Origin of the sequence: Variovorax paradoxus B4, from assembly GCF_000463015.1 — a bacterium.
GTDB lineage: Bacteria > Pseudomonadota > Gammaproteobacteria > Burkholderiales > Burkholderiaceae_C > Variovorax > Variovorax paradoxus_E.
The window spans coordinates 5,605,332-5,624,860 of record NC_022247.1 but is presented as its reverse complement, the minus strand read 5'-3'; the positions used below and the strand labels follow the sequence as shown (position 1 = coordinate 5,624,860).

At 69.0% G+C, this 19,529-nt stretch carries 14 protein-coding genes; 10 read left to right on the top strand and 4 right to left on the bottom strand.

Features of this window, described 5'->3' with window-relative positions:
* Positions 1 to 25 precede the first annotated feature (25 nt).
* Genes VAPA_RS26290 through VAPA_RS26275 form a run of 4 tightly spaced genes read left to right on the top strand, consistent with a single transcriptional unit; the run spans position 26 to position 7,756 of the window.
* Positions 26 to 4,231: a YhdP family protein gene (locus VAPA_RS26290; protein ID WP_021013026.1), complete on the top strand. Its 4,206-nt coding sequence runs from the start codon at positions 26 to 28 to the stop codon at positions 4,229 to 4,231.
* Complete coding sequence (locus VAPA_RS26285; RefSeq protein WP_021013025.1) at positions 4,228 to 5,043, top strand: carbon-nitrogen hydrolase family protein; 816 nt, start codon at positions 4,228 to 4,230, stop codon at positions 5,041 to 5,043. Before VAPA_RS26290 ends, VAPA_RS26285 begins: the two co-directional genes overlap by 4 nt.
* Complete coding sequence (locus VAPA_RS26280; protein WP_041946258.1) at positions 5,044 to 7,092, top strand: two-component system sensor histidine kinase NtrB; 2,049 nt, start codon at positions 5,044 to 5,046, stop codon at positions 7,090 to 7,092.
* 37 nt (positions 7,093 to 7,129) lie between these two features.
* The gene (locus VAPA_RS26275) at positions 7,130 to 7,756 is read left to right on the top strand and encodes a response regulator transcription factor (RefSeq protein WP_021013023.1); all 627 of its coding nucleotides are present in this window, start codon (positions 7,130 to 7,132) and stop codon (positions 7,754 to 7,756) included.
* Between the two features lie 4 nt (positions 7,757 to 7,760).
* Here VAPA_RS26275 and VAPA_RS26270 read toward each other — a convergent pair whose 3' ends face one another.
* The 3 genes from VAPA_RS26270 to VAPA_RS34935 all read right to left on the bottom strand — a co-directional run bounded on the left by VAPA_RS26270 (position 7,761) and on the right by VAPA_RS34935 (position 9,448).
* Positions 7,761 to 8,324, bottom strand: a complete 564-nt coding sequence (locus VAPA_RS26270) for an OmpA family protein (protein WP_021013022.1) — start codon at positions 8,322 to 8,324, stop codon at positions 7,761 to 7,763.
* Positions 8,325 to 8,429: 105 nt separating this feature from the next.
* Positions 8,430 to 9,089 carry an OmpA family protein gene (locus VAPA_RS26265; RefSeq protein ID WP_021013021.1) on the bottom strand — a complete coding sequence of 220 codons (660 nt, stop codon included), beginning with the start codon at positions 9,087 to 9,089 and terminating at the stop codon, positions 8,430 to 8,432.
* Positions 9,090 to 9,286: 197 nt separating this feature from the next.
* Entirely contained in the window at positions 9,287 to 9,448 is a 162-nt protein-coding gene (locus VAPA_RS34935; protein WP_196232531.1) for a hypothetical protein, read from the bottom strand.
* Here VAPA_RS34935 and mltA point away from each other — a divergent pair.
* On the top strand, positions 9,447 to 10,583 hold the full coding sequence (gene mltA / locus VAPA_RS26260; protein ID WP_041946257.1) for a murein transglycosylase A: 1,137 nt from the start codon (positions 9,447 to 9,449) through the stop codon (positions 10,581 to 10,583). The two genes, VAPA_RS34935 and mltA, sit on opposite strands and share 2 nt — an antisense overlap.
* 100 nt (positions 10,584 to 10,683) lie before the next feature.
* The gene (locus VAPA_RS26255; protein ID WP_021013019.1) at positions 10,684 to 12,933 is read left to right on the top strand and encodes a PhoX family protein; all 2,250 of its coding nucleotides are present in this window, start codon (positions 10,684 to 10,686) and stop codon (positions 12,931 to 12,933) included.
* Between the two features lie 43 nt (positions 12,934 to 12,976).
* Here the strand turns inward: VAPA_RS26255 and VAPA_RS26250 are convergent, their stop codons facing one another.
* On the bottom strand, positions 12,977 to 13,462 hold the full coding sequence (locus VAPA_RS26250; protein WP_021013018.1) for an Lrp/AsnC family transcriptional regulator: 486 nt from the start codon (positions 13,460 to 13,462) through the stop codon (positions 12,977 to 12,979).
* A 105-nt stretch (positions 13,463 to 13,567) separates the two neighbouring features.
* Here VAPA_RS26250 and mdeB point away from each other — a divergent pair, with 105 nt between their 5' ends.
* The 4 genes from mdeB to ltnD all read left to right on the top strand — a co-directional run bounded on the left by mdeB (position 13,568) and on the right by ltnD (position 19,526).
* Positions 13,568 to 16,234 carry an alpha-ketoglutarate dehydrogenase gene (gene mdeB, locus VAPA_RS26245; protein WP_021013017.1) on the top strand — a complete coding sequence of 889 codons (2,667 nt, stop codon included), beginning with the start codon at positions 13,568 to 13,570 and terminating at the stop codon, positions 16,232 to 16,234.
* Between the two features lie 78 nt (positions 16,235 to 16,312).
* Complete coding sequence (locus tag VAPA_RS26240; protein WP_021013016.1) at positions 16,313 to 17,089, top strand: FadR/GntR family transcriptional regulator; 777 nt, start codon at positions 16,313 to 16,315, stop codon at positions 17,087 to 17,089.
* 174 nt (positions 17,090 to 17,263) lie between these two features.
* Entirely contained in the window at positions 17,264 to 18,586 is a 1,323-nt protein-coding gene (locus VAPA_RS26235; protein ID WP_021013015.1) for an MFS transporter, read from the top strand.
* Positions 18,525 to 19,526, top strand: a complete 1,002-nt coding sequence (gene ltnD / locus VAPA_RS26230) for an L-threonate dehydrogenase (protein WP_268977787.1) — start codon at positions 18,525 to 18,527, stop codon at positions 19,524 to 19,526. Before VAPA_RS26235 ends, ltnD begins: the two co-directional genes overlap by 62 nt.
* Positions 19,527 to 19,529 lie beyond the last annotated feature (3 nt).

Sequence of the window (19,529 nt, the reverse complement as noted above, 5' to 3'; positions counted from 1 at the left end):
AATTCCGGACACAGCGCGATCCTCAATGAACGACACGGCGTCTTCCCCTTCACGTCTGCTCAAGATCACCGCTGCGACGGCGCGCTGGCTGTTGGGTTTACTGATCGCTGCATGGCTTCTGCTGGCACTGTCAGTGGTTGTCCTACACGCGTGGATTGTGCCGCGAATCGGCGATTACCGTGGCGCGCTCGAGGCACAAGCCAGCAAGGCCATCGGGGTACCCGTGCGCATCGGGTCGATCACCGCCCGTTCGGATAGTCTGTTTCCCGTCTTCGAACTGCGCGACGTGGTGCTGCACGATGCCCAGAAGCGAGAAGCCCTGCGCCTCGTGCGGGTGGTGGCGAGCGTGTCGCCGCGCTCGTTGTGGCGCCTCAATTTCGAGCAGCTCTACATCGAGGGGCCGCAGGTCGACGTGCGCCGCGACGCGCTCGGCAAGCTGCACGTGGCCGGCCTCCACATGTCCACCGACACCACCGGAGAGACCCGCGCCGCCGACTGGTTTTTCGCCCAGCGCGAGCTGGTGGTCGAGGGCGGGACCGTGCGCTGGACCGACGAGCAGCGCCAGGCCGAGCCCCTGCTGTTGACCGACGTGCGCTTTGTGGCGCGCAACAGCGCCCGGCGCCACGGCCTGCGGCTCGATGCCACGCCGCCGGTCGGATGGGGCGAGCGCTTCACGCTGCGCGGGCAGTTCCGCCAGCCGCTGCTGTCGGTGCGCTCCGGCCGCTGGCAGACGTGGGACGGCCAGGTCTATGCCGACCTGCCCTACATGGACGTCACCCGCCTCGGCCGCTATGTCTCCCTCGACGCCCGCATCCGCGAAGGCAACGGCGCGCTGCGCCTCTGGGCCGACGTGAAGAGGGGCCAGATCGTGGGCGGCGCAGCAGACCTCGGGCTCAACCGCATCGACGCCTCGCTGGGCCGGGGCCTGCAGCCGCTGGTGCTGCGCTCGGTGACGGGACGGCTTGCTGGCCAGCTGAACGACGAAAAGCTCGAGTTCTCGACCGCCGCCCTGCAGTTCGACACGGCCGACGGCATGCGCTGGCCCGGCGGCAACCTGTGGCTGCAGCATTCGCCCGCCAAGGGCCGCACGCCGGAGCAGGGCGCCCTGCGCGCCGACCGGCTCGACCTGGCTGCGCTGGCCCTCATTGCCGACCGGCTGCCGCTGGGCGATGCCACGCACCGCGTGCTCGATGCCTATGCGCCGCGCGGGCTGGTCGAGCGCATCGACCTGAACTGGCAAGGTTCGCTGGGCGCGCCCGAGCGCTACCAGGCCAAGGGGCGGGTCAGCGGCCTGCGCGTCGCGTCGCAGCCGGCTCCACCAGCGGCCACCGCCACCCCCGCCCCGCCGGCCACCGCAGCCAGACCCACTGGCGCTGCGCCTGGCTCCCAACGGCCGCACGCCGGCTCGCCCGGCCTGAGCGGCGCCACCATCGAGTTCGATGCCACGCACACCGGCGGCAACGCCGCCCTGTCGATGGCGCAGGGCACGCTCGAATTTCCGGGCGTGTTCGAGGAGCCGGTCATCCCCATCGACCGGCTCGCGGCCCAGCTGCAGTGGAAGCTCGACAAGGGCCATGCGCAATTGCAGGTTTCCAAGCTGCGCTTCGCCAATGCCGATGCCGACGGCGAAGCCGAAGCCGACTGGCGAACCAGCGATCCCGCCGTGTCCGCCGGGCGGGCGCTCTACCCCGGCGTGCTCGACCTGCAGGGCAAGCTGACCCGCGCCGACGGCACGCGCGTGTTCCGCTACCTGCCGCTCGAGATTCCCCAGCACACGCGCGACTACGTGCGCGATGCGGTCACGAAGGGCACGGCCAGCAGCGTCGACTTCCGCGTGCGCGGCGACCTGCACGACATGCCGTTCATGGACCCCAAGCAGGGCGAGTTCCGCATCGTGGCCAAGGTGGCCGACGTCAACTACGCCTATGTGCCGCCGACGTCGGCCATCGCCGCGTCGACGGCATCGAAGGCGCCGGCCTCGGCGGCCCGCAGCGGTGCGCCTGCGCCGGCCTGGCCCGCGCTCACCGGGCTCTCGGGCGAGCTGGTGTTCGAGCGCGCGGGCATGCTGGTGCGCAACGCGCGCGGGCGGCTGGCGGGCGCGACCGGCATCGAGGTGACCAAGGCCGAGGCGCAGATTGCCGACATGTCGCACCATGCCGCGCTGCTGCGCGTCGATGCCCAGGCCAAGGGGCCGCTCGGCGAACTGCTGCGCGTGGGTGCGCCGCTGGCCGGGGAAACCGGCGAGGTGCTGTCGCGCGCGCGCGCCACCGGCACGGCCGACTACCGCCTGCATCTCGAACTGCCGCTTGCCGAACTGGACGCGGCCAAGGTCCAGGCCAGCATCGCGCTGTCCGACAACGAGCTGCAGCTGGTGCCCGAGGCGCCGTCCTTCACCCATGCGAAGGGCGTCGTCGGCTTTACCGAAACGGGCTTTTCGCTGGCCGGGGTCAACGCCAGGCTGCTCGGCGGCGACGTTCGCGTCGAAGGCCGCGGCCGCTTTGCCGGGCCCAACCGCGAGGTGGCACTGAAGGCGCAGGGCACGGCAACGGCCGAAGGCCTTCGCGCTGCGCGCGAGGCCGAGTGGCTGGCGCGCATCGCGGCCAAGGCGAGCGGCAGCGCGCCTTACGCGGCCACCTTCTCGATGCGCGACGGCGCGCCGGAGTTCACGCTCACCAGCACGCTGCAAGGCCTGGCCCTGCAGCTGCCCGCTCCGCTCGTGAAGGCGGCGGACGAACAGATGCCGCTGCGCATCGAGAAGAAAGTGCTGCAGCGCGAAACCCGGGCGGGCGCCGCCGTGGCGGTGCAGGACCAGCTCTCGATGGAGCTCGGCCGCATCGGCGCCGTTCAGTATGTGCGCGACATCTCCGGCGCCGAGGCGCGGGTGCTGCGCGGAAGCATCGGCATCGGCCTTGCCGCAGGGGAGACCGCCAGCGTGCCCGACAAGGGCGTGCTGGCCAACGTCAACGTCGCGAAGCTCGACATGCCCGCGTGGCAGGCGCTGGTCGGCGACACCGGAGGCGGCGCGGCCGAAGCAGCGGGCGGCGCCGAGCGCCCCGAAGACGCGGAAATGGGCTACCTGCCCACGCGCATTGCGGTGCGCGCGCAGGAGCTCGGCATCGCAGGGCGCACGCTGCACAACGTGGTGCTCGGCGGCACGCGCGACGGCGCGCTCTGGCGCGCCAACATCGACGCCACCGAACTGAGCGGTTACGCCGAGTACCGCCACGCCCAGGCCGGGCGGCTCTATGCGCGGCTCGCGCGGCTCAAGATCGCGCCCACCGAGGCCAGGCAGGTCGAAACCCTGCTCGACGAGCAGCCGGGCACGCTGCCCGCGCTCGACATCGTCATCGACGACTTCGAACTGCTGGGCAAGCGGCTCGGCCGTGCCGAAATCGACGCCGTCAACCGCGGCGGCGCGGGCCGCGAATGGATGCTCAACAAATTGAGCTTCACCATGCCCGAGGCCAATTTTTCGGCCAAGGGCACCTGGGCCGCCGCACCGGGCGGCACGCCGGGGCGGGCAGAGCAGCGCCGCACGGCCATGACCTTCAGGCTGGACATCGCGGACGCGGGCGACCTGCTCACGCGCTTCGGCATGTCCGGTGTCCTGCGGCGCGGCAGCGGGCGGCTCGAAGGCGACGTCAACTGGCGCGGCTCGCCGTTCTCGCTCGACTATCCGAGCCTGAGCGGGCAGCTTCAGGTCAACGTCGAATCGGGCCAGTTCCTCAAGGCCGATCCCGGGCTCGCCAAGCTGCTCGGCGTGCTGAGCCTGCAGGCGCTGCCGCGCCGGCTCACGCTGGATTTCCGCGACGTCTTCAGCCAGGGCTTCGCCTTCGACTTCATCCGCGGCGACGCGAAGATCCACAACGGCGTCGCGAGCACCAACAACCTGCAGATGAAGGGCGTGAACGCGGGCGCGCTGATGGATGGCTCGGCCGACATCGTGCGCGAAACGCAGAACCTGCGCGTGGTGGTGGTGCCCGAAATCAACGCGGGCACGGCCGCGCTGGTCGCCACAGCGATCAACCCCGCGATCGGCCTGGGCACCTTCCTCGCGCAGTGGGTGCTGAGCAAGCCGCTTGCGGCCGCCGCCACGCAGGAGTTCCATATCGAAGGCACCTGGACCGACCCCAAAATAGCCAAGGTGCCACGATCCATCCTGCCGAACGTACCTGGCCTTCCCGCGGCGCCGGCCGGCGGGCAGGGCAAGAAAACGGAGACCACGCAATGAAAGTCGCAGCCATCCAGATGGTGTCGGCCATCGCCCGCGAAGCCAACCTCGCCCGCGCCCACGGCCTGCTCGCGCAAGCCGCCGCGGCCGGCGCCGAACTGGCGGTGCTGCCCGAGTATTTCTGCATGATGGGCGCGCGCGACACCGACAAGCTGGGCCTGCGCGAGTCCGCCGGCGCGGGCGCCGTGCAGGGCTTTCTTGCCGATGCGGCGCGCGAGTTCGGGCTCTGGATCGTGGGCGGCACGCTGCCCCTCGAAAGCGGTGACGCCGAGCACGTGTTCAACAGCTCGCTGTGCTATTCGCCCGCTGGCCAGTGCGTGGCGCGCTACGACAAGATCCATCTCTTCTTCTTCGACAACGGCACCGAGCGCTACGACGAGCGCCGCGTCATCGCGCCGGGCGCCGCCCCCGTGGTGTTCGACCTGCCCTCGCGCGACGGCCACCGCTGGCGCGTGGGCATGAGCGTCTGCTACGACCTGCGCTTTCCCGAGCTGTACCGCGCGCTCGCCAGGCAGGGCGCCGAACTGCTGCTGGTGCCCAGCGCCTTCACCCGCACCACGGGTGCCGCGCACTGGGAAGTGCTGCTGCGCGCGCGGGCCATCGAGAACCTGGCCTGGGTGGTGGCGCCCGCGCAGGGCGGCACGCACGAGAACGGCCGCCACACCTGGGGCCAGTCGATGGTGGTCGACCCCTGGGGCACGGTGGTGGCGCAGCAGGCCAGCGAAGAAGGCGTGGTGCTGTTCGACCTCGATGCCGGGCAGATCGAGCGCGTGCGCGCGCAGCTGCCCGTCTTGTCCCACTGCGTGCTCTAGATGGAGGAGGCCTTGGCTGTCGCACCGCCGCGGTGGGCGCTGTCGGCGTTTGCGCGCCTGCGCTCGCTCTGGCAGCGCTGGTTCCTCTGGCTGATCCTGGCCGTGCTGGTGTCGGCGCTGCTGGTCACTGTGGTCTGGCTCGCGGGGCGGCACGAGGTCGAGCAGGTGCAGGCGACACTCGACCGCGACACCGCCGATGCGGTTTCGGATCTTCGCATCGGCCTGCAGCGCAACGCCCAGAGCCTGCGCGCCACGCAGGCCTCGGGCCTGGACCGCACGCATTGGCCTGAAGCCGCGGCCTCCCTGCTGCGCGAGCACCGCGAGTGGATCCGGCTCGAATGGCGCGACGCCGCGCTGCGTCCGCTCGAAGCAGTGAACACGCCCTACCGCATGCGCCTGGTCGCCGACGAGAGCCGCGGCGCCGACCAGTCCGACGTGGGACTCGCCTGCGCGGCCGCGCGCAAGCTCGGTGCGCCGGCCTATTCGCCGAGCCACTACGTGCCGATACTCGGCGGAGGCGGCGTCGAGGTGATGGAGCTTTGCGTGCCGATCGACGCGGGCGGCTTCCTGGTGGCGAGCTACTCGCTGCGCGACACGCTCATCGAGCTGGTCGGCCACACGCTCACGCGCGGCCAGGAAGTGGCCTTTACCGAGGCCGACGGCACGCGCCTGGTGGCGCTCGGCACCTCGCGCCGCACGGGCACGCGCGTCTTCACCTCGCAACAGCTGATCGACCTGCCCGGTGCCGCGCTGATGCTGCGCGTCGACGGCTGGCGGGCCGCGCCCGATCTTTTTCCGAACGTGCTGACGGCGCTGGTCACGGCCATTTCGATTGCGCTGGTCTCGGTGCTGGTGCTGCTCGCGCGCGACACGCGCCGCCGGCTGCGCGCCGAACGCGACCTGGCCGACGCGCTGGCCTTTCGCAAGGCGATGGAAGACTCGGTCATCACCGGCCTGCGCGCACGCGACCTGCAGGGGCGCATCACCTACGTGAATCCCGCGTTCTGCGAAATGGTCGGCTTCAGCCCCGACGAACTGATGGCCGGCAGCGGCGAGGCCCTCGAAGCTCCCTACTGGCCGACCGAGCTCGCGCACGAATACCAGCAGCGGCAGGCCCGCCGGCTGGCCGGCGGCATGCCGCCGCGCGAGGGCTTCGAGTCGGTCTTCATGCGCAAGGACGGCACCCGGTTTCCGGTGCTCATCTTCGAAGCCCCGCTGATCAACGCGCAGCGCGTGCAGACCGGCTGGATGAGCGCCTTCATCGACATCAGCGAGCAGCGCCGCATCGAGGAACTCTCGCGCGCCAGCCAGGAGCGCCTGCAGGCCAGCGCGCGGCTTGCCACCGTCGGCGAGATGGCCTCGCTGCTGAGCCACGAGCTCACGCAGCCGCTGGCCGCCATCGCCAGCTATGCGACGGGGTCGCTCAACATGCTCGGGCCCCACGCCAAGGGCGAGCAGGCCGAAGTGGCCATGGCGGTGCGGCGCATTGCCGAGCAGGCCGATCGCGCCGGCCAGGTCATCCGCAGCGTGCACGACTTCGTGCGCCGCCGCGACCGCACGCGCGAGGCGGTGGCGCCGCAGGCGCTGATCGATGCGGTGCTGCCGCTGGTGCGGCTGCAGGCGCGCAAGCTCGGCGTGAGCATCGAGGTGGTGCTCGAAGACCGCTTGCCCGCGGCCGTGTGCGACCGCACGCTGGTCGAGCAGGTGCTGCTCAACCTGGCACGCAATGCCATGCAGGCCATGGACACGCCGGACCACGTGGGCGACCGCGTGCTGCGGCTGCGTGTGTCGCGCGTCGTCGCGGTCGGCGGCCCGGGCGCGGAGGACGCCCGGCGCTGGCTGGAGTTCTCCGTGGCCGACCTCGGCTGCGGCATCAGCGAAGAGGTGGCGGGCCGCCTCTTCACGCCTTTCTTCACCACGCGGGCCGACGGCATGGGCCTTGGCCTGAGCCTGTGCCGCACGGTGGTGGAGCAGCATGGCGGTGTGCTCATGTTCGAGCCCAACCGCCCCCGGGGCACCGTGTTCCGGTTTACCCTGCCGAGTACATGATTCACCCCCAGGCTTCGCGCTCGTTTTTGGAATTGAAATGCAACCGCTGATCGACGGTCTGATCTTCATCGTGGACGACGACGCCAGCGTGCGCGAGGCGCTGGCCTGGCTGCTGCGTTCGCGCCGCCTCGAGAGCGAGCACTTCGCGAGTGCCGAGGCCTTCGAGCTGCGCCTGGCCGAAGGCCCGCTGCCCGAGCAGCCGCTGTGCCTGCTGCTGGACGTGCGCATGCCCGGCACCAGCGGCCTGGTGCTGTTCGACCGCCTCGCGGAGCGCGGCCTGCTGGACGCCATGCCGGTGATCTTCCTGACCGGCCATGCCGATGTGCCGACGGCGGTGGATGCGGTGAAGCGGGGTGCCTTCGACTTCTGCGAGAAGCCGTTCTCCGACAACGCCCTGGTCGACCGCCTCGAGCAGGCGCTGGGCGCTTCGCTGCGGGCGCTGGAGGTGCGGCGCGTGCGGCGTGGCCTGGCCGGCCGCATCGCCGAACTCACCGACCGCGAGCGCGACGTGATGCGGCTCGTGGTCGAGGGCCTGCCGAACAAGCTGATTGCCGATCAGCTGGCGATCAGCGTGCGCACGGTGGAGGTCCACCGCGCGCGCGTGTTCGACAAGATGGAAGTGAAATCGGCGGTCGAGCTGGCCAACCGCCTGCGGGATCTCTAGGAGATCAGACCTTTTCCGCCACGAAGATCTCGACGCGGCGGTTCTGGGCCCGGCCTGCCGGCGTGCTGTTGTCGGCCAGCGGTTCGCGCGAGCCGCGGCCATCGGTGGTGATGGCCGTGGTCGAGACGCCGCGGCTCACCAGGTGGTTGCGCACGCTGTCGGCGCGGCTCACCGAGAGGCGCTCGTTGCCTTCCTCGCTGCCGGTGTTGTCGGTGTGGCCCACCACGCGCACGCTGGCCGCGGCGGCACTGCGCAGGCCTTCGGCCACCTTGTCGAGCACCTGGGCCAGGTTGCGCTTCACGTTGGCGCGGCCCACGTCGAACGACAGTTCGTTGGGAACCACGAAATGCAGCTGGTTGTCCGCGGTCTGCTCGATCACCACGCCCGTGCCCTTGGTCGAATTTTCCAGCTCGGTCTTGAGCGCCGCCAGGCGCGTGGTCCAGCTGTTGGCTGGCGCAGCCGCCTGGGCGGCCGGCGCGGCGGCCGATTCCGGCGCGGGCGATTGCGAGGCGCACCCCACAACGAACAATGCGGCCGCAGCCGCACCCGAAACAACAAGCTTCCTCATGAGTTTTTCCCTCTTTGTGAACATGAAACGATGACGATGGGCGCCGGCCGCTCCCGCACGGCCGGCTTTCTTTTTATTTATTTATTTATTTGTCCAATGATCCGGTCAGCCCCGCGGCGCGCGCTCGCCCACGTAGATTTCGACGCGGCGGTTCTGCGCCCGGCCGGCATCGCTGTTGTTGTCGGCCACCGGTTCGTGCGAACCGCGTCCCTCGATGCGGAAGGCCGCGGCACTCACGCCGCGCGCCACCAGGTAGTCGCGCGTGCTTGCGGCGCGGTCGACCGACAGCGGGTTGTTGATGGCGTCCGAGCCGGTGCTGTCGGTGTGGCCGATGATGCGCACCTCGGCGTTCGGGTTGTTGCGCAGGCCGCTCGCGAACTGGTCGAGCACCGGCGCGAAGTTGGGCTTGATGTTGGCGCGGCCCACGTCGAAGGAGACGTCGCTCGGGATCGCGAGCTTGAGCTCGTTGTTCGGGGTTTGCGTCACGGCCACGCCGGTGCCCTGGGTGGCGGCTTCCATCTGGCGCTTCTGGTTTTCCATGCGCTGCGACCACAGGTAGCCGCCGAGCGCGCCGGCTGCGGCGCCGACCACGGCACCCGTGCCGATGGCGCCGCGGTTGCCGCCGGTGGCGGAGCCGATGGCCGCGCCGCCCAGTGCGCCGATGCCGGCGCCGATGCCGGTGTTGCGCTGGGTGTCGGTCATGCCGCCGGCGCAGCCGGACAGGACGAGGGCGGCAGCGGTGGTGGCGAGTACAAACTTTTTCATGGCAATCCCTTTCAAGGTTGAATCAGGCGGGCCACAGCTTAGCCTCGGCAAGCACGCGATGGTACGGCCTTCCCAGCTTGCAGGAAAGAAGAAAACTTTCTCCAAAGGCCCGTGAATGCTGCGATGATTGCTACTAAAGTAATAGCTGATGGCCTGTTCTCCGACATTCCGCTGCGGCTTCTGGCTACGCAAGTAATTCACGCTTCGGGCGGGCGATCGGTCTTTTCGTCGGCTCCGTTGCCATCGGCGGCTTCGTCGTCGTGCAGTTCGCCCTTTTTTCGACCGGAAAACATGGTCCACCAGACGATCAATATGAACACGAGTCCGGCCCCAAGGGCTTCAAGCAAAATCAAACCCATGAGAAATGGACTCCAGTGGCTGGTTGGGCTCGCGATCGTAACAACGCTGGCCGGCTGCTCGATCGCCCCGCGCGCGCCCGACACGCCACCCCGCGCCGACGTTACGCCGCCGCGCGACCTCGGACCGCTGACCGGTTCGCTGGCCCATCCCAAGAGCCGGTGGGTGCCCGTCGGCTGGTCCGAGCTGCCGGGTTTCGGCGACGACCCGCTGCACGAAGCCTGGATTGCGCTGCTCGCCAATTGCGCGCGGCCCAACGCCGCCTTTGCGCCGCTGTGCCGCGACGTGCGCCAGCTGGCCATCGCCACGCCGGAGGAGCAGCGCCAGTGGATGACCGACAGGCTGCAGCCCTATCGCGTCGAGTCGCTCGCGGGCTCGAGCGAAGGCAAGCTCACGAGCTACTACGAGCCGGTGTACGAAGCTTCGCGCGTGCCCACTGCCACTTTCAGCGTTCCGATCTACCAGGCGCCGGACGGACTGGTCCCGCGCCGGCCCTGGTACACCCGGCAGGAAATCGAAACCCTGCCCGAAGCCCAGGCCGCGCTGCGCGGCCGCGAGATCGCATGGATGGCCGACCCCATCGACGCGCTGATGCTGCACATCCAGGGCTCCGGGCGCCTTCGCATCACCGAGGCCAACGGCATCCAGCGCACCGTGCGCGTGGCGTTCTCGGCCACCAACGAGCAGCCGTACAAGAGCGTGCAGCAATGGCTGATCGCCCAGGGCGTGGCCAAGGTCGGCAAGTGGCCCGACGACACCAAGGCATGGGCCGCGCAGAACCCGCAGCGCGTGACGCAGCTGCTGTGGAGCAATCCGCGCTATGTGTTCTTCCGCGAGGAAACCATGAGCGAGCTCGACGCTGCCTTCGGCCCGCGCGGCGCGCAGGGCGTGCCGCTGACGGCGGGGCGCTCCATTGCGGTCGACCGCGAGAGCATTCCGTACGGCACGCCGGTCTGGCTCGCGTCGAGCGGGCCGGCGGCGCAGCTGCAGAAGCTGGTGGTGGCGCAGGACACCGGCAGCGCCATCCTGGGGGCCGTGCGCGCGGACTACTTTGCCGGCACCGGTGCCGATGCGGGGCGCCTTGCCGCCAGCATGAACCAGCCGCTGCGCCTGTGGGCGCTGTGGCCCAAGCAGTAAGACTTAGGAAGTAAGCAGACTGTCATTCCGTATTCACGGCGATGTCATGGGCGGTTTCTAGCATGGGGTGTTTTTTTTCCAATACCCCACGAGATCCTCCATGTCAGACCGCATTGATTTCAACGACGAAGACTCCAACCGATCCGCCAATCCCACATTCGACAGCGTGCTGACCAGCCGGCTCAACCGGCGCGGCCTGCTGCTGGGCGGCGTCGGCTCTGCCGTGCTGACTGCCTGCGGCGGCGGCAGTGGCGGCGGCGTGGCATTCCCCATCATTCCCCCGGCACCTGCGCCGGCACCTGCACCAGCCCCCGGACCTGCGCCCGGACCGACCGAGAAACTCCTGGGCTTCGGCGCCGTATCCAAGAGCCTGGCCGACAGCGTGCTCATTCCCGCCGGCTACAGCGCCAGTGTCTTGTATGCCCTGGGCGATCCCTTGACCGGCGCCACGCCGGCCTATGCCAACGACGGCACCGACACCGGCTTCGAGAACCGCGGCGGCGACCACCACGACGGCATGGAGTGGTTCGGCCTGGGCGCCGACGGCAAGCGCTCCGACTCGAGCATCGATCGCGGCCTGCTCGCGGTGAACCATGAGGCAACCACCGACGAAACGCTTTCCTCGTTCTTCCTGCACGCCAACGGCGGCACCACCACACTGCCTCGCCCGGCAGCGGAAGTGGACAAGGAAACTGCCGTTCACGGCATCGCGGTCCTCGAAGTGCGCAAGGACGGCGCCGGCAAATGGAGCTACATCCAGGATTCGGCCTTCAACCGCCGCGTCACGCCCTTGACCGAGATCGACATCGCCGGCCCCGCGAAGGGCGACGCGCTGATGAAGACCAAGTACTCGCCCACAGGCGTGAAGACGCGCGGCACGCTCAACAACTGCGGCACCGGCAAGACGCCGTGGGGCACCTTCCTCACCGGCGAGGAGAACTGGTTCGGCTACTTCACCCGCGCCGCAGGCGACGATGCCGCGCGCGGCAACGATAAGAGCGTGACCTCGCTCAAGCGCTACGGCCGCAACGCCGGCGCGACCAGCCGCCACGGCTGGGAAACCGGCGGCGCTGACGACAAGTACCAGCGCTGGAACATCAGCAAGACCGGTGCTTCCGTCGACGGCACGGATGACTACCGCAACGAGATGAACGGCATGGGCTTCGTCGTCGAGTTCGACCCGTACAACAAGTCGAAGCTGGGCGTCAAGCGCACCGCACTGGGCCGCTATGCGCACGAGAGCATCGCCTTCAGCAAGCCGGTCGCGGGCCAGAAGGTGGCCTGCTACATGGGCGACGATGCGCGCAACGAGTACTTCTACAAGTTCGTTTCCGACGCGGTCTGGTCCGAGGCCGATGCCAACCCGGCCGATCCGCTCGCCACCGGCGCCAAGTACCTCGACCAGGGCACGCTCTACGTGGCGCGCTTCGATGCCGACGGCGCGGGCACCTGGCTGGAGCTGTCGCTGTCGAACCCGGCGGTGGCGGGCTTTGCCGGCTATTCGTTTGCGAACCTGGCCGACGTGGTGGTCAACGCGCGCCTCGCCGCCGACGCCGCGGGCGCCACCAAGATGGACCGCCCCGAGTGGTGCGCCACCAACCCGGCCAACGGCGAGGTCTACCTCACGCTGACCAACAATAGCAACCGGCGCATCGAGCCGGCCTCGTCCTCGCAGCTGGCCCCCGATCCGGCCAATCCGCGTGTCTACACCGACTTCAAGGGCGCGACGGCGCAATCCGGCAATCCGAACGGCCACATCCTGCGCATGGCCGATGCTGGCGGCAATCCGGCGAGCACCAGCTTCCGCTGGGACGTCTACGCCTTCGGCGCCGAGTCGGGCGCCAATGCCGACACGGTCAATCTCTCGAAGCTCACAGCCGACCAGGACTTCTCCAGCCCCGACGGCCTGGTGTTCAGCCGCTCGACCGGCATCTGCTGGATCCAGACCGACGACGGCGCCTACACCGACGTGACCAACTGCATGATGCTGGCCGCGCTGCCGGGCCAGGTCGGCGACGGCGCCAAGAAGACGCTGACCTACCAGCGCGCGGACAGCACGCAGTACACGGTCGACACCATGATCGGCAAGCAGCCGACGGCGGACACGCTCAAGCGCTTCCTGGTAGGCCCTTCGAGCTGCGAGCTCACCGGCCTCTGCGAAACGCCGGACGGCAAGGCGATCTTCGTCAACATCCAGCACCCGGGCGAAAGCACCAAGCAAGCCGACCTGACGGATCCCTCGAAGTACACCAGCCAGTGGCCTTCCAATGCGGGCTATGGTGCAGGCAAGCGCCCGCGCTCGGCAACCATCGTCATCACCAAGGATGACGGCGGACGCATCGGCAGCTGACGACGGCCGGCGATGAACCAGGCCGCCCACGCGGGTGGCTGGCTCACCCTTTGAACTGAAGCGGCGCTCCCGGCAACGGCAGCGCCGTTTTGTATCTGACCTGCTTGAGCGCAAAGCTCGACCGGATCTTCTCGATGCCCGGAATCGGCGTGAGCTGTTCCAGGATGAACTTCTCCAGTGCCGCCATGTCGGCCACCGCGATGCGGATCAGGTAGTCGCTGTCGCCCGTCATCAGGTAGCACTCCATCACCTCGTCATGCTCGGCAATGCGCTGCTCGAAGTCGGCGAGCGACTGCTTGCTCTGCGTCGTGAGGCTGATCGAGATGAACACGTTGAGCCCCAGGCCCAGCGCCTTGGCGCTTGCGAGCGCCACATAACGGTCGATCACGCCATTCGCCTCGAGCATCTTCACGCGCGCGAGGCACGGGGAGGGCGAGAGGTGCACGCGCCGCGCCAGTTCCACGTTCGACAGTGCGCCGTCGCGCTGCAGCTCGTCAAGGATGCGCAGGTCGATCGTGTCCAGTTGCATGAAATGCCGCCAAATAAAGAATTGCCGGAATTTTATGCTGCGATGCTCGCATGGGATTGGCTGCACCGGTAGCTAATTTGTCGCAGGGCGGCCTAAAGTGCCGGCATGAACGCCCCGATTTCCGCCGACCAGATGCGCGCGCTGCTGCTCGACACGCCGCTCTCGCACGACCCCGATCCCGCAGAGACCGCCGAATGGCGCGACGCCTTCCTGGCGCTGGCCCAGGCGCACGGGCCCCAGCGCGCCCGGCAGATGCTGGCGGAGCTCGCCCGCCTTGCGCGGCAGCAACGCATCGGCTGGCAGCCCGAGCTCGCGACGCCTTACGTCAACACCATTGCCGTGGAAGACCAGCCGCCGTTCCCGGGCGACCTCGCGGTCGAGGAAAAGCTCGCCTCCCTGATGCGGTGGAACGCGCTCGCGATGGTGGCCAGGGCCAACCAGGCCTATGGCGAGCTCGGCGGCCATATCGCCAGCTATGCGAGCGCGGCCGATCTGTTCGAGACGGGCTTCAACCATTTCTTCCACGCGCGCAAGGACTCGGGCGAAGGTGCGCACCGCGGCGACCTCGTGTTCTTCCAGCCGCACAGCGCACCCGGCGTCTATGCGCGTGCCTACCTCGAAGGCCGCCTCGGCGAAGAAGACCTGAAGCACTATCGCCAGGAACTGACAGCGCCCGCATTCACCGAAGGCAGCGGCGCGCGCGGCCTCAGCAGCTATCCGCATCCGTACCTGATGCCGGACTTCTGGCAGTTCCCGACCGGCTCGATGGGCATCGGCCCCATCAGCTCGATCTATCACGCGCGCTTCATGCGCTACCTCACGCACCGCAACCTGCTCGACTGCGAAGGGCGGAAAGTGTGGGGCGTGTTCGGCGACGGCGAGATGGACGAGCCCGAATCGATGAGCGCCCTGACGCTGGCCGCGCGCGAGAAGCTCGACAACCTCGTGTGGGTCGTCAACTGCAACCTGCAGCGCCTGGACGGCCCGGTGCGCGGCAACGGCCGCATCATCGACGAGCTCGAAAAGCTCTTCGCCGGCGCGGGCTGGAACGTCATCAAGCTGGTCTGGGGCAGCGACTGGGACGGCCTCTTCGCGCAGGACGCCAGTGGTGCGCTGGCGCGCGTGTTCGCCGAAACCGTCGACGGCCAGATGCAGACCTTCGCGGCCAAGGACGGCCGCTTCAACCGCGACAACTTCTTCGGCCAGAACCCCGAGCTCGCGCGCCTGGCCGAAGGCATGACCGACGAGCAGATCGACCGCCTGAAGCGCGGCGGCCACGACCTCGTGAAGATCCATGCGGCCTATGCCGCCGCTGCCGCCCACAAGGGCCGGCCCACCGTGATCCTCGCCCACACCAAGAAGGGCTACGGCATGGGCAGCGCCGCGCAGGGCAAGATGACCACCCACTCGCACAAGAAGATGGGCGACGTCGACCTGCTGGAATTCCGCGACCGCTTCAGCCTGCCGCTGACCGATGCGCAAGCCATTGCGATGGACTTCTACCGTCCGCCCGAAGACAGCGCCGAGATGCAGTACCTGCGCAGCCACCGCGCCGCACTCGGCGGTGCCATGCCGCGACGCGAGACCGCGTGCGAGGCGGTGCCCAAGCCCGACATCGCGAGCTACGCGCAGTTCGCCACCGCGGCGGCCGGCAAGGAAATGAGCACCACCATGGCCTTCGTGCGCATGCTGGGCAACCTGCTGAAGGACAAGGCGCTGGGCCCGCGCATCGTGCCCATCGTGGCCGACGAGGCGCGCACCTTCGGCATGGCCAACCTGTTCAAGCAGGTCGGCATCTATTCGAGCGTGGGCCAGCGCTATGCGCCCGAGGACATCGGCTCGGTGCTGAGCTACCGCGAAGCCACCGACGGCCAGATCCTCGAGGAAGGCATCAGCGAAGCCGGCGCCGTCGCCAGCTGGACGGCCGCGGCCACCAGCTACAGCGTGCACGGCCTCGCGATGCTGCCCTTCTACATCTACTACTCGATGTTCGGCTTCCAGCGCGTGGGCGACGCCATCTGGGCCGCGGCCGACCAGCGCGCGCGCGGCTTCCTGCTGGGCGCCACCTCGGGCCGCACCACGCTCGGCGGCGAAGGCCTGCAGCACCAGGACGGCAGCAGCCACCTCGTGGCCGCGACCATTCCCAACTGCAGGGCCTACGACCCCGCCTTTGCGGGCGAGATGGCGGTGATCGTCGATGCGGGCATCCGCGAGATGCTGGTCGAGCAGAAGGACGTGTTCTATTACGTCACGCTCATGAACGAGAACTACGCCCAGCCCGATGTGCCGCAAGGCGCGGAGGCCGGCATCCTGCGCGGGTGCTACCGCTTCGGCGTGTATGGGCCAATCTCGGGCAAGGCGAAGAAGAAGGTCACGCTGATGGGCTCGGGCGCCATCCTCACCGAAGTCGTCAAGGCCGCGCAGTTGCTGGCCGACGAAGGCATCGAGGCCGAGGTGTTCAGCGTCACGAGCTGGAGCGAGCTTGCGCGCGATGGTCTGGCCTCCGAGAAGCGCGCCATCGCGGGCGAAAAGGAAGTCGGCGTGCCGTTCATTGCGCAGCAGCTCGGCGCCGGCAAGGGCCCGATCGTTGCCGCCACCGACTACGTGCGCGCAGTGCCGGAGAGCGTGCGCGCCTTCCTGCCCGGAGGCCGTCGCTATCTCACGCTGGGCACCGACGGCTTCGGGCGCAGCGACACGCGCGCGGCGCTGCGGGAGTTCTTCGGGGTGGATGCGGCGAGCATTGCGAACGCGGCGCGGCACGCACTCGGCTGAGTCTTCCGGGGGGTGCCTTGTCGGTGCCTTGCCGCGCGGGCCTGCGTTAGAGTCGCAGGCCCCATCCCTTTCGCGCCCATGACCGCCCGCTTCCAATCCATCGCTCCCGGTGCCCGCCTCGCCGACCAGGTGGCCGACGCATTGGCCGCCGAAGTGCGCAGCGGGCGCCTGTCCGAGGGCGACCGCCTGCCGACCGAGAGCGCGCTGGCCGCGCAGTTCGGCGTGAGCCGCACGGTGGTGCGCGAGGCGGTGTCGCGGCTCAAGTCGCTGGGGCTGCTCGATTCGCGCCAGGGCAGCGGCGTGTACGTGCGCGCCGCGGGCGTGGAGCCGCTGCGCTTCGAGATGCCGCACGTGGCGTCGCGCGAAGCGGTGATCCAGATGGTCGAACTGCGCCGCGCGCTCGAGGCCGAGGTGGCCGCGCTCGCGGCCGAGCGCCGCACGTCCGACGACGTGCAGCGCATCCGCGCGGCCATCGACGCGCTGCATGCGGCCGTGGCCGCGGGCGGCAATGGCGCCGAGGAAGACGTGCGCTTTCACAGCGCCATCGCCGAGGCCGCGCGCAACCCGTTCCTGATCGGCACGCTGCAGTACCTGCGGCAGTTCCTGCACGGCGCCACGCGCGTCACGCGCGCCAACGAGGCGCGCCGTGCCGACTTCGCGCGCGAGGTGGCGCAGGAGCACGCCCGCATCGTCGAGGCCATCGAGGCCGGCGATGCGCTGCGGGCCCGCGAGGCGGCCAAGTCCCACATGGACAACGCGATCCGCCGCATCGAGCAGGCCGACCCCGCGTTCTGGCAGCAGGAGGGCGCGCAGCTCGCGCGGCCGCTGGTCGAAGGCTGGCCGGTCGGCAGCTGAGCCGCGACACACAAGGAAACCAAAAAGGCGCCGCAGACGGCGATGCCTTCGGGTTTACCCGAGGCAAAGCTCCGAAATCAAATTTGTATGATGACCTGACAAATAAGGCGGCAACCGCGCGCGAGCCAGCGGTGGCAAGGCCTCTTTTTCATCCAAAGCGGGACAACCCTTTTCATGACTTCCTCCACCCTTCCGGCGGGCGCAATGCCCGTGTCCGCCGATGCCGCGCTCGAGAAGCGCGCCTACGCCAAGGTGTTCTGGCGCCTCGTTCCCTTCCTGATGCTGTGCTATGTGGTCGCCTACCTCGACCGCGTGAACGTGGGCTTTGCCAAGCTCCAGATGGGACAGGACCTGGGCTTCAGCGAAACGGTGTTCGGCCTGGGCGCGGGCATCTTCTTCCTGGGCTACTTCCTGTTCGAGGTGCCGAGCAACCTGCTGCTCAGCCGCGTGGGCGCACGCATCTGGATTGCGCGGATCATGATCACCTGGGGCTTGCTGTCGGCATGCTTCGTGTTCGTGGAAACGCCGACCAGCTTCTACATCCTGCGCTTTTTGCTCGGCGTGGCGGAAGCGGGCTTCTATCCCGGCGTGATCCTGTACCTCACCCACTGGTATCCGGCGCACCGGCGCGCGCGCATCATCGCGGTCTTCATGTCGGCCATTCCGGTGGCGGGCATCTTCGGCAATCCGCTGTCGGGCTGGATCATGGACGCCTTCCACGGCGTGTCGTCGATGCAGGGCTGGCAGTGGATGTTCATCATCGAAGCCGTTCCGGCCGTGCTCGTGGGGGTGATGGTGCTGCTCTACCTGGACAACGGCATCCAGCATGCGCGCTGGCTCTCGCCCGAAGAAAAGAGCCTGCTGCAGCGCGAGGTCGAGCGCGACCAGGCGCATGGCGCCAAGGGGCCGCACTCGGTGGCCGCCATGTTCCGCGACATGCGCGTGTGGTGGATGGCGCTCATCTACTTCGCCTTCGTGATGGGCCAGTACGCGCTGACCTTCTGGCTGCCCACGCTGGTCAAGGCCACGGGCGTGAAGGGCAACCTGCACATCGGGCTCCTGAGCGCCATTCCGTTCATCTGCGCGATCGTCGCGATGAACCTCTTCGGCCGCAGCGCCGACCGCCGGCAGGAGCGCCGCTGGCACCTGATCGTGCCCGCGCTGATGGGCGCGGTGGGCTTCACGGTGGCCGCGTCGTACACGCAGAATACGGTCGTGTCGCTCGCATTCCTCTCGCTCGCCGCGGCCGGCGTGCTGACCTGCGCGCCGCTCTTCTGGTCGTTGCCCACCGCCTTTCTCTCGGGCACGGCGGCAGCGGCCGGCATTGCGGCCATCAACTCGGTGGGCAACCTCGCGGGCTTCGCGAGCCCGTACCTCATCGGCTATCTCAAGGACCTGACGGGCAGCACGCAGATCGGCATGTACGTGCTGGCCGGTGCGCTGGTGCTCGGGGCCATCGGCGTGTGGCTCACGCCCAAGCAACTCGTCAACCGTTGATCGAAAGAACCCCCACATGACTTCCAACACCAACACACCCGTCGTCGGCGTCGTGGGCCTCGGCGCCATGGGCAGCGGCATGGCGCAGTCGCTGCGCCGCGCGGGCCACGCGCCGCATGTGTTCGACGTGCGCTTGGACGTGGCCGAGGCCTTTGCGCGCGACGGCGGCGTGGCCTGCGACACGCTGGCCGCGCTCGGCGCGCAGTGCGACATCGTGGTTTCCGTGGTGGTCAACGCGGCGCAGACCGAGTCGGTGCTGTTCGGCGACGCCGCCACGCCCGGCTGCGCGGCGTCGATGAAGCCCGGCAGCCTGTTCGTGATGTGCTCCACCGTGGACCCGAACTGGTCGGTCGCGCTCGAGGCGCGCCTGGCCGCGCAGGGCATCCTGTACCTCGACGCGCCGATCTCCGGCGGCGCCGCCAAGGCCGCGAGCGGCCAGATGACGATGATGACCGCGGGCACCCCCGCGGCCTACGCAAAGGCCGGCGCCGTGCTCGACGCCATGGCGGCCAAGGTTTATCGTCTGGGCGACCGCGCCGGGGCGGGCAGCAAGGTCAAGGTCATCAACCAGCTGCTGGCCGGGGTGCACATTGCCGCGGCCGCCGAGGCCATGGCGCTGGGCCTGCGCGAAGGCGTGGACCCGGCCGCGCTGTACGAGGTCATCACGCACAGCGCGGGCAACAGCTGGATGTTCGAGAACCGCATGGCGCACGTGCTGGCGGGCGACTACGCGCCGCTGTCGGCCGTCGACATCTTCGTGAAGGACCTGGGCCTGGTGCTCGACGTGGCGCGCGCCAGCAAGTTTCCGCTGCCGCTGTCGTCCACCGCGCACCAGATGTTCATGCAGGCGTCCACCGCGGGCTTCGCGCGCGAGGACGACAGCGCGGTCATCAAGATTTTCCCCGGCATCGAACTGCCGGCCCCTGACAAGAAAGCCTGAAGA